10 protein-coding genes are annotated in these 15183 nt (G+C 70.5%); 4 read left to right on the top strand and 6 right to left on the bottom strand.

Translation table 11 applies throughout. The features are described 5' to 3' along the window. Nucleotides 1-39: 39 nt before the first annotated feature. From AC1VNM_RS24405 to AC1VNM_RS24390, 4 genes are all read right to left on the bottom strand, one after another. On the bottom strand, nt 40-1557 hold the full coding sequence (locus AC1VNM_RS24405; protein WP_483108634.1) for a methyl-accepting chemotaxis protein: 1518 nt from the start codon (nt 1555-1557) through the stop codon (nt 40-42). A gap of 105 nt (nt 1558-1662) precedes the next feature. Then, nucleotides 1663-3120 (bottom strand): heavy metal sensor histidine kinase, encoded by a 1458-nt coding sequence (locus tag AC1VNM_RS24400; protein ID WP_483108633.1) that lies wholly within the window; start codon nt 3118-3120, stop codon nt 1663-1665. A gap of 76 nt (nt 3121-3196) precedes the next feature. Continuing rightward, nucleotides 3197-3898: a heavy metal response regulator transcription factor gene (locus AC1VNM_RS24395; RefSeq protein WP_483108632.1), complete on the bottom strand. Its 702-nt coding sequence runs from the start codon at nt 3896-3898 to the stop codon at nt 3197-3199. Between the two features lie 73 nt (nt 3899-3971). Beyond that, nucleotides 3972-4790: an alpha/beta fold hydrolase gene (locus AC1VNM_RS24390; RefSeq protein ID WP_483108631.1), complete on the bottom strand. Its 819-nt coding sequence runs from the start codon at nt 4788-4790 to the stop codon at nt 3972-3974. Between the two features lie 314 nt (nt 4791-5104). On the opposite strand from AC1VNM_RS24390, the gene AC1VNM_RS24385 reads away from it, so the two are divergent. Beyond that, nucleotides 5105-6232 (top strand): patatin-like phospholipase family protein, encoded by a 1128-nt coding sequence (locus tag AC1VNM_RS24385; protein ID WP_483108630.1) that lies wholly within the window; start codon nt 5105-5107, stop codon nt 6230-6232. Between the two features lie 23 nt (nt 6233-6255). After that, nucleotides 6256-7425, top strand: a complete 1170-nt coding sequence (locus AC1VNM_RS24380) for a ComEC/Rec2 family competence protein (RefSeq protein WP_483108629.1) — start codon at nt 6256-6258, stop codon at nt 7423-7425. Here AC1VNM_RS24380 and AC1VNM_RS24375 read toward each other — a convergent pair. Both AC1VNM_RS24375 and AC1VNM_RS24370 read right to left on the bottom strand, forming a co-directional pair. Next, on the bottom strand, nt 7403-9010 hold the full coding sequence (locus AC1VNM_RS24375) for a CHAT domain-containing protein (protein WP_483108628.1): 1608 nt from the start codon (nt 9008-9010) through the stop codon (nt 7403-7405). The genes AC1VNM_RS24380 and AC1VNM_RS24375 overlap by 23 nt on opposite strands. Beyond that, nucleotides 9003-11501 (bottom strand): GAF domain-containing protein, encoded by a 2499-nt coding sequence (locus AC1VNM_RS24370; RefSeq protein ID WP_483108627.1) that lies wholly within the window; start codon nt 11499-11501, stop codon nt 9003-9005. Before AC1VNM_RS24370 ends, AC1VNM_RS24375 begins: the two co-directional genes overlap by 8 nt. Before the next feature lie 331 nt (nt 11502-11832). Between AC1VNM_RS24370 and AC1VNM_RS24365 the strand changes: the two genes are divergently transcribed. Continuing rightward, nucleotides 11833-14220 (top strand): FdhF/YdeP family oxidoreductase, encoded by a 2388-nt coding sequence (locus AC1VNM_RS24365; protein ID WP_483109324.1) that lies wholly within the window; start codon nt 11833-11835, stop codon nt 14218-14220. Between the two features lie 13 nt (nt 14221-14233). Continuing rightward, complete coding sequence (locus AC1VNM_RS24360) at nt 14234-15145, top strand: bestrophin family protein (protein ID WP_377158170.1); 912 nt, start codon at nt 14234-14236, stop codon at nt 15143-15145. The last annotated feature ends 38 nt before the right edge of the window (nt 15146-15183 follow it).

Raw genomic sequence — 15183 nt, 5'->3', positions numbered from 1 at the left:
AGGGTGGGGGTGAGGGCCAGCGGCCGCGGCCGTCAGCAATCAAGAAAAGACGCCGACGGCAGTGACCAGCACCTGCGACTGCTGCTCCAGCGATTCCGCCGCTGCGGACGCCTGCTCCACCAGCGCCGCGTTCTGCTGCGTCGCCTGGTCCATCTGCGTGATGGCCTGGTTGATCTGCTCGATGCCCGCGGTCTGTTCCTGGCTGGCGCTGGAGATCTCGCCGACGATGTCGGTGACCCGCTTCACGCTGCCGACGATCTGCGACATCGTCGCGCCCGCCTGGCCGACCAGCACGCCGCCGGCCTCGACCTTCTGCACCGAGTCGCCGATCAGCGTCTTGATCTCCTTGGCCGCCGTCGCGCTGCGCTGCGCCAGCGTGCGCACCTCCGAGGCCACGACCGCGAAGCCGCGCCCCTGCTCACCGGCCCGTGCCGCCTCCACCGCCGCATTCAGCGCCAGAATGTTGGTCTGGAACGCGATCCCGTCGATCGTGCCGATGATGTCGACGATCTTGTTGGACGAGCTGCTGATCGACGCCATCGTCGCCACCACCTCGTCGACCACCTTGCCGCCCTGCACCGCGATCTCGGACGCGGACATCGCCAGCTGGTTGGCCTGGCGCGCGTTGTCGGCGCTCTGCTTGACCGTCGCCGTCAGTTCTTCCATCGAGGCCGCCGTCTCTTCCAGCGCGCTCGCCTGCGATTCGGTGCGCGAGGACAGGTCGCGGTTGCCGGCGGCGATCTCGCCGGCGGCCGTCGCGATCGTGTCGGTGGAGCCGCGGATCTGGCCGACGGTCGTCGACAGGCTGCGCTGCATGCGGTCCATCGCGGACAGCAGGCTGTCGGCGTGCGCGCCGCGCAGGTCGACCGCCACGTTCAGGTCGCCCGCGCCGATGCGGTGGACGATGTCCGCGGCATACGCCGGTTCGCCGCCCAGCTGCCGATAGATGCTGCCGGCCAGGCGCCAACCCAGCACGCCGACCACCGCCATCAGCGCCAGGCCGATGGACAGCAGCACCACGGCGCTGCGCCAGAAGGCGTTGTCGATGTCATCGATGTAATCGCCGAAACCGATGATCCAGTCCCAAGGCTCGAAGCGAACCACCGCGTAGAGCTTCTCGACCTCGTCCTTCGTGTTGGGCCGCGTGCCCAGCGCGATCACGGTGCCGACCTTCTTGCCTTCCAGCGCGGTGCGGTAGCGCACGCCGGCTTCCTTGCCGCCCTTGGCGTCGACGATGCCGACGCGCTTCGGGTTCGGGTGGACGAGGTTGACGTCGTCGCTGTAGCCGCGGACGAAGAAGTAGAGCTCGTCCTTGCGGAAGCTGCCGATGATCAGCTTGCCCTGCTTCTGCGCCTCCTCGCGGGTGATCTTGCCCGCGGTCTCCTGCTCATGCAGCTTTTCCAGCGCCGACTGCGCCAGCACCACCAGCGTGGACAGCTGCGCGGTGCGCTCTTTCATCATCGTCTGGCGCAGCGTCGTCAGGGACACCGCGGCCAGGACCACCATGCCGATCAGCGCGGCAAGACACAGGAAGAGGATTCGGGTTCGGAGTTTCATGAGGACGTGTGGAAGGCTGGCGGCCGCACGCGGCGGACGGGATGGCCCGAACGGGCCATCCGGGTTTATCGGCCAGTTCCCGCGCCTGCCGAGCCCAGGCCCCGGCTAACGCACGGTGTTATCCGTCACAACCGCACGGATCGGCGGCCGCAGCGTGAAACCGATTTCGGTCTTCCCGTCGGCCGACGCGGCGAAGGTCTCGCCGCCATGCATGCGCGCGACCGCGCGCACGATGGCCAGCCCGAGGCCGAAGCGGTCCCCCGCCTTCGAGCGCGAGGACTCGCCGCGCCAGAAGCGGTCGAACATGCGCCGACGGATGTCCTCGGGAATCGGATCGCCCGGATTGATCACGACGATCTTCACGCCGTCGGCGTCACCCGTCATGCCCTCTCCGCGGCTCACATCGCGCAAGCCCTGACCCTCCCCGGCGCGCTCGATCCGCACCGTCAGCGTCGCGCCTTCCGGTGCGTGCCGCGACGCATTGGTCAGAAGATTGACGAGCGCCCGTCGCAGCAGCGCGCGGTTGACCGGCATCCGATGGTCGCCTTCGACCGCCAGCCGCTGGTGCTTCTCGTCGAGCAGGATCTCGACGAACTCGCCCACGCCCAGTGCCTCATCGCGCAGCGACAGCTCGACGAGGTCGGCCGCCGCGTCGCCCTGGTCGGCGCGCGCGAGGAACAGCATGTCGTTGATCATCGACGCCATGCCACGCAGCTCCTCGAGGTGGGACTCCAGCACGTCGCGCATCTCGGCCTCCGGCCGGTCCCGCGACAACACCACCTCGGCGCCGTTGATCATGATCGCCAGCGGCGTGCGCAGCTCGTGGGCGACGTTCGCGTTGAAGCCCTCGAGCTGGTGCCACGCCTCCTCCATCCGCGACAGCACCTCGTTGAAGCGCTGCGCCAGCGGCATCAGCTCGGCGCTGTCCTCGGGCAGCGTGAGCCGGCGCGACAGCGTGCCGGGCTGGATCACCGCGGCCTCGCGCGACAGCGCCGACAACGCGCGCAGTCCGCGCCGCGTCGCCAGCCACGCCAGCGCGATCGTGCACAGCACGCCGGCCACGCCGACCATCAGGCCCGCGTCGTCATAGGTCGACAGCATCTGCTGGCGCGGCCTCGGGTCCATGCCGATCAGCACCTGCGCATCGGGGAACACCGCGTGATCGGGCAGACGGAAATGCGCGCCGCGCAGCTCGACGCCATCCTGCCGACGCAGCCAGACCTTTTCGCCGTCGCGCTGCACCGACGGCGGCATGGGTTCCGCGCCGTACAGCAGCGCGCCATCGCGCCCGACCAGCCACACGTTCCAGCGGAAGCGCCCGCCGACGCTCGTCGCCGCCAGGTGGCGGCGCAACATCGGCAGATCGTCCATCGATCGCGCCTCGCCGATGAAGTGCTTCACGACCTCCGTCTTGCCGAGCAGGTCGGCGCGCTCGTCGGCGATCAGCACCTGCTCCAGCGCCTTGTGCAGCAGGAAGCCGGCGGCGGAGAACACCACCACCGCCACCAGCGCCAGCATCAGCACCAGCCGCGCGGAGATCGATCCGAGCCGGCCCGCGCTCATCGGGACGCCTTCGTGAGCACGATCGGCCGGGTCGGCCGGGTCGACCGCATCGGCAGGAACGGCGGCACCGGGCGCCTCATGTCGAGGGCACCTCCAGCACATACCCCATGCCGCGCACGGTGCGCAGCATCTTGGTTTCGAACGGGTCGTCGACCTTGGCGCGCAGACGCCGCACCGCGACATCGACGACGTTGGTGTCGCTGTCGAAGTTCATGTCCCAGACCTGCTCCGCGAGCACGGTGCGCGACAGCACCTCGCCGCGACGCCGCATCAGCAGCGCGAGCAGCTGGAACTCCTTGTTGGTGAGTGCGATGGACTGCCCGCCGCGGAAGGCCTTGCGTCGCGCGAGATCCAGCTGGAGATCGCCGAGCGTGAGCATCGTTTCCGACATGCCGCCCGCACCGGCGCCCGATCCCGAGCGCACGCCGCGGCGGCGCAGCGCGGTCAGCCGCGCGAGCAGCTCCGAGAACGCGAAGGGCTTGACGAGGTAATCGTCGGCGCCCTCCTGCAGGCCGTGCACGCGGTCCTCGACGCCGTCCCGCGCGGTCAGCATCAGCACGGCGACGTCCTTCTCCGCCTTGATCGCCTTCAGCACGCTGAAGCCGTCGATGCCCGGCAGCATCACGTCGAGCACGATCAGGTCGTACTCGCCATTCAGCGCCAGGTGGCGGCCGTCGATGCCGTCAGCCGCCACGTCGACGACGTAGCCGTTCTCCGTCAGTCCTTTGCGGAGGTAACCGGCGAGCTTCGGTTCATCTTCGACGACGAGGACACGCATGTCTGCTCCTTGATCGCCGCCCCCGCCGGGCTCCCTGCCCGGCGGCGGCGCGTGGCGGATTATCGGCAGCAAGTCAGCGCTGGCCCTGCGCGGCCTTGACGATCAGGTCGGCCACCGCCTGCGGCTGCGACAGCAGCGAGACGTGGCTGGCGTTCAGCTCGATCGTCGCGGCCCCCATGCGCTGCGCCATGAAGCGCTGCAACTCGGGGTTGATGGTCCGGTCCTGCGTCGACACGGCGTACCAGCTCGGCTTCACGCGCCACGCGGCGACCGTCGTCTTGCCGCTCGCCACGGCGCGGGCGAAGGGCTGCTGCACGGCGAAGTAGCTGAGCGCCTCGGCGGACGGCAGGTCCCCCGCGAAGTCCTTCAGGAAGGCGTCCTGCGACAGGCTGCCCCAGTCGCCGCTCCACTTCAGGCCGGCGGCCGCGGGGGCCGTCGGGAACTTGCGGGTCAGCGCGGGGTAGTCCTCGCCGGCGTCCGGCGCGCGCGCCGCGATGTAGACCAGGCCGCTGACCTTGGGATCGGCACCGGCCTCGGTGATCACCATGCCGGCGTACGAGTGGCCGACCAGCAGCGTCGGGCCGTCCTGCTGCGCCAGCGCGCGCTTCACGGCGTCCGCGTCGTCCTGCAGGCTGGTCAGCGGGTTCTGCACCGAGGTCACATGCAGGCCCTTGGCCTGCAGCAGCGGGATCACCTTGCCCCAGCTGGAGCCGTCGGCGTACAGGCCGTGCACCAGCACGACGTTGTGGACGGCGATCGGCGCGGACTTGGCCGTGACGGGCGCGGACTGCGGGGAAGGCGCGGCATCGGTCTCGGCATGCGCGGCGCCGAGGGACACGGTGGCGACGAAGGCGGCGGCCATCAACTGGCCGAGGAAGGTCTTGCGGTTCATGAGGTTCTTTCGCGTGGATCGGGCGCCGTCATCGGCGTCCTGGCTATGGGGAAGATTCAGGGGAGATTCGGGGGGGAGAGTCGCAGCGGCCCGGTGCCGACTGCTTGGAATGAACTGTAGAAACCGGGCTCCCACGCCAGACGCACAGCCACATGACAAGTTTGAAATCTTCGCGGGGCGGTGCCGGCCGCCACCCCTTGCGCCGTCGCGCGTCCCGTCTCCCTGCGGCATCCGGGCCGGCACCCCCAACTTGACAGATTGCGGACCGCCCATGCGAGGCCTAGGCTCAACGATCCACACTGCGGGAGACCGCCATGCCCTTCGACCATGACGCGCGCACCAGCGGCATCGCGCTGGCACTCTCGGGCGGGGGCTTCCGCGCCGTGCTGTTCCACGTCGGCGTGCTGTGGCGGCTCAATGAGCTCGGCGTGCTGGGCAGGCTGGCGCGGATCTCCAGCGTGTCCGGCGGCTCCATCGCCTCGGGGTTGCTGGCCGTGCGCTGGCCTCGGCTCGCGTTCGACAAGGACGGCCGCTCCGCGCTCTTCGAGGCCGAGGTCGCCGCGCCGCTGCGCGAGTTCTGCGCGCGCAACATCGATGTCGCCTCGGTGCTGTCCGGCGCGTTCAATCCGTTCCGCTCGGCCGGAGAAGCCGTCGCCGACGAGTACCGCAAGCGCCTGGGCCTCGACGTCTCGCTGCAGTCGCTGCCGGACGAACCGCGCTTCGTCTTCAACGCCACCAACTACGCGACCGGGGTCAGCTTCCGCTTCTCCAAGCCCTATGCGGGGGACTACCGCATCGGCCTGATCCCGAAGCCGCGCTTCGACGTGGCGACGGCGGTCGCCTGCTCCAGCGCGTTCCCGCCGGTGCTGGCGCCCATCGAGCTGGACGTCCACCCCGAGGACTTCACGAAGGTCGACGGCGCCGATCTCTACGACCAGATCGACTACCGCCGCCGGCTGATGCTGGCCGACGGCGGCGTCTACGACAACCTGGGGCTGGAGACGGTCTGGGGCCGCTACGAGACGGTGCTGGTCAGCGACGCCGGCAAGCCCTTCGACATCGACGCGGGCATCGGCACGATGGCGCCGCGCCAGATCATGCGCACGATGGACATCGGCCTGAACCAGGCGCTGGCGCTGCGCAAGCGCATGCTGATCGCGGCCTACGCCCGCGGCGATGCGAAGGGCGCGTTCTGGGCCATCGACACCGACATCGCCGACTACCCGGCCACCGAAGAGGCCCAGTTGCCCGTTGCTCCCGCGCGTGTCGCCGACCTGGCCGCGATCCGGACCCGGCTCGACCGCTTCAAGGAGCAGGAACAGTGCGAGCTGATCAACTGGGGCTATGCCGTCAGCGACGCCGCGGTGAGATCGCGCGCACCGCACGTGGCGCTGCGGCACCAGTCGCCGGCGTGGCCGTATCCGAAGCACGCGCTGGACTGAGGAAGCCCGGCTGACGCCGCGCCATGGCCGACATCTTCCGCATCGAGCTGCTGCCGGCGCGCCATGGCGACTGCCTGCTGCTCGAGTACGGAGAGGCCGCGCGACCGCATCGCGTGCTGATCGACGGCGGTCCGATCGGCGCGTACGGCGCGCTGTCGCAACGTCTGGCCGCGCTGCCCGACGACGAGCGCGAGCTGGAACTGCTCGTGATCACGCACGTCGACGGCGATCACATCGAGGGTTGCCTCAAGCTGCTGAACCACCGCGAGCTGGCCACCTTCCGCGACATCTGGTTCAACGGCTGGCCGCACATCGCGCAGCCGCTGAAGGAGCCGCCGCCGCCCCGGCCCGGCGCGACGGGCGGCCACGGCGCCGCGGACGTGAACGCCCAGCGCAGCGCGCTGCAGGGCTCGATGATCAGCGTCCGCATCGAGGACCGGCAGTGGAACGCGGCCTTCCAGGGCGCGCCGATCTTCGTGCCGGCGATCGGCCCGCTGCCCGTGCGCGAGTTGCCCGGCGGCCTGCGCCTGACGCTGCTGTCGCCGACGCTGGAGAAGCTCGAGAAGCTGCGCGCCGCGTGGGACCGCGCGCTGGAGCGCGCCGAGCTGGACGCCACCGATGAAGCGGCACTCGGCGCTCGCCTCGAAGGCCGCGCCGCGTTCCGTTCCGGCGGACTGCGCCGGCGTCCGAAGCCCGAGGAGATGCTGTCCTCGACGGCGCTGGCGCTCGGGCCCATCGACAACGCCGTGGCCAACGGTTCCAGCATCGCCGTGGTCGCCGAGTACCAGGGCCGTCGCATCGCGCTGCTCGGCGATGCGCACGCGCCGACGCTGACCGCCGCGTTGCGACGCCTCGCCGGCGCGGCGGGCGAACCGCGCCTGCGACTCGACGCGGTGAAGATGGCCCACCACGGCTCCGCCGCCAACCTGAGCGAGGATTTCCTCAGCCGGATCGAGTGCAAGACTTGGCTGGTCTCGACCGACGGCAGCATCTTCAACCACCCCGACGACGAGGCGATCCACACCGTCGTGCGGAACGTGCCGGGCGCGCGGCTGCTCTTCAACTACCGCTCCGCGCGCACGGCGCCGTGGGACGAGCCGGCCATGCGCGCCGCGCACGGCCACGAGGCCTTCTACCCGGCGGACGCCGCGGCGGGCCTCTCGCTCGACCTCATGACGGGACGCCCGACGTGACCAGCATCGCCGAGGCCCAGGCGTTGTCCTGGCCTTCGTAGCGGCGGTAGAGCCGCCGCCGCGCGTGCCCGAAGGCCGCGTCCAGCGAGCGGCTGCGCTGCAGCATCCGGTAGAAGAGCAGCGCCTGCACGGCCGCCGTGCGGTCGTTGACCCGGCAGCGATAACCGAGCACGGCGTGGATGCCGGCCTCGGCGGCCAGCGTCGCGAAGCCCGAGTTGCCGCTCTCGCAGCTGCTCAGGTAGACGAAGCGCGTGTCGCGCAGGTAGCTGAGGATGTCGCCGAAGTCGACGCATTGCGGCTCTTCCTTCGGTCCGACGAACAGGAAGCCGGTCCCGCCCAACTGCCGCGCACCGGCCGGCTGGAAGCAGGTGTGGCCGGCGAAGTGGATCAGGTCCCAGCCGCCGTCGCCCAGCGCCGCCACGAGGCTCTCGCGGCTGAGCGGGCCGTCGAGGCCGATCACGCTGACGTTGCGCTCGTGGAAGAGCGGCTGGCCGCTGCGCGGGTCGGGCCGCGTCAGCAGCTTCTTCACGCGCGCGCACTCGCGCCGGACCGCCGTCAGCGGCGCAAGCTGCAGCGCGCCGCCCTTGAGCTGGTCGTCGTAGGCCGTGCCGTGCGTGTCCGCGCAGATCAGCAGCGCGCGGCGGGCCGCCACGGGGCCGGCGAACAGGCTGCTCTGGCTCTCCTTCGAGGCCGCGAGCCGCCGCGACATCGACGCCGCCTTGGCCAGCCAGGGCACCTCCTGCGAGGGCTCGAACATCGCCTCGAGCAGCAGCGGATAGCAGTCCTCCGACACCTCGAAGGTGATGCGGTCCGTCACGTCCTTGCCGGCCTCGCCGAGCTGCTGGAAGGCCTTGAGCCGCGCGTTCTCGCGCTGCAGGCGGAAGCTCTCCTGGTCCTCGCACAGGGCGATGCGGATGCTCTTGCCGATGCGGGAGAACTCCTTGTACCAGTCCGGCTCGTGCATGTACTGGGCCTGCCAGTCGAGCCGTGCCGACTTGCTGACCGTCAGCGGCCCCGCGCCCTGGAACTGGAAGTCGATGCCATGCATCTCGAAGCGCCAGTTGTCCGCGATCGCGGAGACCCGGATGTCGAGGCAGGGATTCAGCGCGGCGACGCGTGCCCGGCCCCCGCGGCCCGCGAGCGCGCCGGTCCCGGCGCCGCCCCCTGCATCGCCACCCGCGCCGGAGCCCTCCGCTTCGGACGACTCCAGACCCAGCAGCTCCAGCGCGAAGCTCCCGGCCGACGCCGGATCCGCATGCAGCGTCACCCGCAGCCGGATGCAGGCCATGTTCAGCTCGGTGGTCATCGCCGGCGCGAGCAGCATCATCGGCGTGTTGCCGAGCACGCGAACCTCGCGGCAGAAGGCCAGGCCGCCGTCCTCCGCGACGACCGCGCCCGCGTCGTCGGCCAGCTGGCTGCCGACGATGATGTAGTCGAAGGGCTGGCCGGTCAGCAGCTCCAGTCCGGTCTCGCGGTTGGTCTCTTCCTGGATCGTGTGACGGCCGAGCTGCCGCAGCTGCTTCTTGATCTGCGGGCCGAGGCTGCCCTGCTGCTGCGGGCTGAGCACGAGGAGGATGTCAGCCATGGGCCCTCCTGCGCAGGAAGCTCAGCACGAACTCGGTGTCGCCGTCCGGCAGCACGCTGGCCTTGAGCGCGCCGCCCTGGTTCTTCATCAGCTTGCCGAGCAGCGGATTGGCCAGCCGCAGGTCCGCCTGCGCCGCCTCGGGCGCGGAGAAGCGCTCACCATGGCGCCGCGCCGGCGGCAAGCGGCCGCGCAGCCGCAGGAAGACCAGGTCGTCGTCCGGCACCAGCGTCAGCCGCACCATCGCCGTCTCCGGCGCCGCGCGCAGCAGCACCGACAGCAGGCTCTCCACGACGATGTGCAGCTGCATGTGGTCGGCCTCCACCTCCACCTTGCGCGCCGCGGTCTCGAACACGACCTTGCGTCGCTCCGATGCGGCCAGGCTGGACAGCAGCGCGTCGATCTCGCAGTCCAGCCGGATGGTGCTCGCGACGCGCGAGGCGACCCGCGCCTCGCGGTTGTACATGGCCAGCCGCGTGAACGCGTGCTTCACGCGCCCCAGTTGCCGGAGCACGGTCTGCAGCTCCCGGCCGCGCGCCTGCTCACGGGCCGCGTCCGAGCCGAACGCCGCCTCGAGCTGATCCTCCAGACACGACATCGCCATGCCCAGCGGCGCCTGCGTCTCGACGGCCAGTTCGTAGGCGGTCTCCTCGAGGAACTCCAGCTGCACCGAACGCCGGATCGGCCGCAGGTCGCGCGCGATGAAGACATGCCCGCCGAGCTTGCCGGGGAAGTCGCGCCGCGTGATGAAGACCGGCAGGCCGCCCGCCTCCGACGAGGTGTCGGGCACGGCAGCGATCGCGGCCTCGGGCGCCTCGTCGACGGCGGCGCCCCTGCGGCACACGCGCAGTTCGCCGATGCGGTCCCCCGCCTCGGTGCCGTCGAGCAGCGCCGCCAGCGGCTCCGGGTTCTGGAACAGTTCCAGCAGGCTGCGCCCTTCCAGCGTCTTCGGCGCCGCGCCGAACAGCGCCTCCGCCGCCGGATTGACGCGGCGGATGCGCAGCTTGGCGTCGGTCGCGATGATCGGATCGGAGACGTTGTTGACGCACTCCGTCATCAGCGTCAGGTCGCTGATGCGCTCCATCGCGCCGGCCACCTCGTGCGCGATGTCGGTCAGTTGCCGGACGTGTTCCCGGGAGAACGCGTTCACCCGCGGATCGTCGACGTTGACGATGAAGCGCACCCGCTCGCCTTCCGAGAACATGATCGGCACGGCCAGTTCCGAACGGATCGGTTCGCCGTCGGGGGTCCGGAGGTACTCGGCATCGCGCGTGACGTCGGGGATCTTCTGCGGCTGCATCGTCCGCACGACCCGGCCGAGGATGCCCTGGCCGATGCCCTGCGAGTAGTCGCCCCAGGACACGCCGGTGTCCACGGCGAATCCGTCGTCGCCGAGCCGGGCCGAGGCCACGCGCACGATCGCCTCGCGCGCGCTGTCGATCCGGAACAGCGACACGTGCCGCCAGTCGAAGATCTCGACCAGCGCATCGGACAGGCACCGGCACGCGCCCTGGATGTCGACGCAGCGGTTGAGCGCGCGGAACATCTGCAGCTGGCGGCGGTCGCGCTCGCGATCCGCGTGGTCCAGGCTGCACAGCACCGCCTCGATCAGCGGGAGCTGGTTGAACAGCGCGAGGTGCTGCTCGTCGTAGGCGCCGCGCTCGCGGCTGAGCAGCGTCATGATCGCGACGGTCCGCTCGTCCTCGCCTTCGCCGCGCGTGATGCGGCGCCACATGCTGGACTTCAGGTCCATGGCGTGCATCTGCCGGCACATCGGCTCGTCGGCCATGTCGGCCCACGGGGGTTCGCTCATCACCGTCTCGAAGTCGTGGACGCCGCCGTCGTTGTCTTCCATGAATGCGCGTTGCGCGGCGTTCAGCTCATACCAGGCCGTCGGCACGTCCTGCCGGAACGGCGGATGGTTGAAGGCGATCTCCGATTCCCAGGCACTGTCGTCCTCCACGACGCGCGACACCAGCATCAGGTCGAAGGGCAGTTCCCGGCGCAGCGCCTCGGCCACCAGCGGCAACAGGTCCGGGCGACCGGCATGGCTCAGCGTCAGCGCGCGCACCTGGTCGGTCAGCACCTGGTGCTGCAGGCTGCGGAAGAAGCCCAGCGAGCCCACGACCGTGCCGCGCTCATCCATCAGCGGCAGGCCCGTCACCTCGACGGCCACCTGCCGCTCCGGATCGTCCTGGCAGGTCAGCGTGACGCGGTAGGCGCCGAGCTCCCGGTTGCGACGCCCGCGCGTCTCCTCGTCGAGCACGCGACCCGCTTCGCCGGCGAAGAGCCGGTCCAGGCGCAACTGCCCGACATGCTCGACCCCGCTCATCGCCAGCGCGGCCGCGTTGGCGTAGAGCACGTTGTTGTCGAGGTCGCGCTGGATCACCGCGATCCGCGAGCCGTCGAAGACCGCCCGCTTCATCTGTCCCAGCATCGCGGCGGCTGCCGCCGAGGTGGGTCGCTGTGCGGAGTCTTGTGCGGAGTCATCCATGAGGCCGCCTCCTGGCCATCCCTGGCCCTCGTTCCCTTGCCGACATCCCTGGCCGGCATCCCTGCCGACCGCCTGAAGGCTACGCCGATTGATCGGCCGACGCGCCTGACAACATAGGGGTCCGAGGCCCGGGAGGCCCCATTTCATCGGTATTCCCCCGATGTCCGCCGATATCCGGCCGGCATTCCGTGGCCGCGGCGCCACGCGATGCTGGCGAACTGTGCTCCTTTGCGGCGGTCCGAACTGCATGCCCCACGGGGCGGCGCCGCTCTCCACCATGGAGTCCGGAGTGCGCCACCCCCTGGAAGCCCTGGAGTCCCCGATGAGCAAGATGCCCCCCCGCCCCCGCCGCGAAGTCCCCGGCATCCGTCGCTACGACGGCCCCGCCGGCGGCTGGGGCGCGCTGCGCGCCACCGCGCAGGCGGTGCGCCAGCAGATGGAGATCGTCGAGGCGCCCATCGTCCTGATGCGCACCAACCAGCCCGCCGGCTTCGACTGCCCCGGCTGCGCCTGGCCGGACAAGGAGCACAAGTCCACCTTCCAGTTCTGCGAGAACGGCGCCAAGGCCGTCACCTGGGAAGCGACCAGCAAGCGCGTGACGCCGGACTTCTTCGCGCGGCACACGGTGTCGTCGCTGCTGGCGCTGTCCGATCACGAGCTCGAGAACTTCGGCCGCCTGACGCATCCGATGGCCTACGACGCGGCCACCGACACCTTCCGCGCCGTCGAGTGGGACGCGGCCTTCGCCCGCATCGGCGAGGTGCTGCGCGGCATGGCGTCGCCGGACCGCGTCGAGTTCTACACCTCGGGCCGCGCGTCCAACGAGGCCGCCTACCTGTTCCAGCTCTTCGCCCGCGAGTACGGCACCAACAACTTCCCCGACTGCTCCAACCTGTGCCACGAGGCCACCAGCGTCGGCCTGCCCCGGTCCATCGGCATCGGCAAGGGCACGGTGTCGCTGGCGGACTTCGAGTCGACGGAGCTGATCCTGTCCATCGGCCACAACCCCGGCACCAACCACCCGCGGATGATGGGCACGCTGCACGAGTGCGCCCGCCGCGGCGTGCCCATCATCGTGCTGAACCCGCTGCGGGAGCGCGCGCTGGAGCGCTTCGCGGATCCGCAGGACGTCGTCGAGATGGCGACCAACCGCTCGACCGACATCGCGTCGACCTACCTGCAGGTGAAGGCCGGTGGCGACGCGGCCGCGCTGAAGGGCATCATGAAGGCGCTGCTGGCGCTGGACGCCTGGGCCGGCAAGGGTGCCGGCATCCTGGACCGCGACTTCATCGCCGAGCACACCAGCGGCTTCGACGCGCTGGTGGAGGACCTGTACGCCACCTCCTGGGCCGAGATCGAGGACGAGTCCGGCCTGCGCCGCGCCGACCTGGAGACCGTGGCCCAGGCCTACGCCAGGTCCGGGGCGACGATCGTCACCTACGGCATGGGGGTGACGCAGCACAACACCGGCACCGCCAACGTGCGGCTGATCGCGGACCTGCTGCTGATGCGCGGCAACATCGGCAAGCCCGGCGCCGGCATCTGCCCGTTGCGCGGGCATTCCAACGTGCAGGGCAACCGCACCGTCGGCATCACCGAGAAGCCGTCCGGGGACTTCCTCGACCGGCTCGAGGACGTCTTCGGCTTCACGCCGCCGCGGGCGCACGGCCACGACGCGGTGAAGGCGATGCGGGCCATGGAGACCGGCGAGGCGAAGGCGCTGATCTGCCTGGGCGGCAACTTCGCCGTCGCGTTGCCCGATCCCGAACGCTGCTTCCCGGCGATGAAGTCGCTGGCGCTGAGCGTGCACCTGGGCACCAAGCTGAACCGCTCGCACCTGCTGGTCGGCAAGGAGACCTTCCTGCTGCCGGTGATCGGCCGCACCGAGCTCGACCTGCAGGCGAGCGGGCCGCAGTCGATCACGGTGGAGGACTCGATGTCGATGGTGCACGCCTCGGCGGGGCGGCTGCGGCCGGCGTCGCCGCAGCTCCGCTCGGAGCCGGCGATCGTCGCGGGCATGGCGCGCGCGACGCTGCCGCACAGCAAGGTCGCCTGGCACGCGCTGGTGGAAGACTACGACCGCATCCGCGACCTGATCGAACGGACCATCCCCGGCTTCGACGACTACAACGTCCGCATCCGCACGCCCGGCGGCTTCCGGATGCCGCTGCCGCCGACGGAGCGCCGCTGGCCGACGCCGACCGGCAAGGCGATGTTCTCGGTCTTCCGCGGCGTGCGCGAGCGCTACGAGCCCTGGTCCGCCGACGCGCTGCGGCTGGTCACGATCCGCAGCCACGACCAGTACAACACGACGGTCTACGGCCTGGACGACCGCTACCGCGGCGTCTTCGGCCGGCGCGACGTGCTGTTCATGCATCCGGACGATCTCGCCGCGCAGGGCCTGGAGCACGGCGACGTCGTCGACATCGAGACCGTCGCCGAAGGCCGGTCGCTGCGACTGCCCGGCATCACGGTGATCGAGTACGACATCGCGCGCGGCTCCGTCGCCGCCTACTACCCCGAGGCCAACGTGCTGGCGCCGCTGGACTACATCGACCAGGACAGCGGCACGCCGTCGTACAAGTCGATCCCGGTGCGGCTGGTGCGGACGGCCACGGCCTTGGCCGCCGCCACGCCCGCGATGGCCGCGGCGCCGACGACATCGGCGGCATCGGCGGCATCGGCGATCTCGGTCGCATCCTCCGCATCGCCCGCCTGATCGGAGATTCGCGATGATCATCCGACCAAGACAGAGCTGGTTCCGGCTGCTGTTCGTGTGGCACGGCTCGGTGCTGCCGTCCATCCTCCCGCAGCTGGGTTTCATGGCGGCGGTCAGCGTGCTGGCGGTGGCGACGCACGGCCAGGTCTTCGGCGAAAAGATCCCGCTGAACGCGACGCTGATGACGCCGTTCGGTCTGACGCTGGCCATCTTCCTGGGCTTCCGCAACAACGCGAGCTACGAGCGCTTCAACGAGGCCCGGCATCTGTGGGGCAATCTGCTGATCGCCTCGCGCGCGCTGGTGTCCGAGCTGCTCTGCTACCTGCCCGACAAGGCGATGGCGCAGCCGGCGACGGATCGGCTGCTGGCGGCGGTCTACGCGCTGAAGCACGAGCTGCGCGGCACGGATCCCGAAGAGGACCTGGTGCGCCTGGTCGGCCAGCGCGAGGCGTTCCGGCTGCGGCGCGATCCGCAGACCTCGAGCGCGGCGCTGCACGCGGTGCGCGAGCGGCTCTGCGCGCTGCAGGACGACGGCCACCTCGGCGATGCCCGCTTCTGGACGCTGGACACGCAGCTGACGGAGATCGGCAAGGCGATCGGCGGCAGCGAGCGCATTGCGTCGACGCCGATCCCCTTCGCCTACGGGGTGCTGCTGCATCGCACGGTCTACACCTACTGCGTCCTGCTGCCCTTCGGGCTGGTGGACGCGACGGAGTTCTTCACGCCGCTGCTGTGCGTGTTCCTCTCCTACACGCTGATCGCGCTGGAAGCGGTGGCCAACGAGGTCGCCGAGCCCTTCGGCCTGGCGCCCAACGCGCTGGCGCTGGATGCGATGGCGCGGGGGATCGAGCGCTCGGTACTGGCCCTGAGCGGGCGCGCGATGCCGGAGCGCGTCACGCCGACGGAGGCCTTCCAGTTGACCTGATCGACGCTTCCGCTGGATCCGCTCGATCTGCCTGGTCT

The sequence above is a fragment of the Mitsuaria sp. MSU3D genome (assembly GCF_056867975.1).
This window is presented reverse-complemented; position numbering and strand designations above follow the sequence as displayed.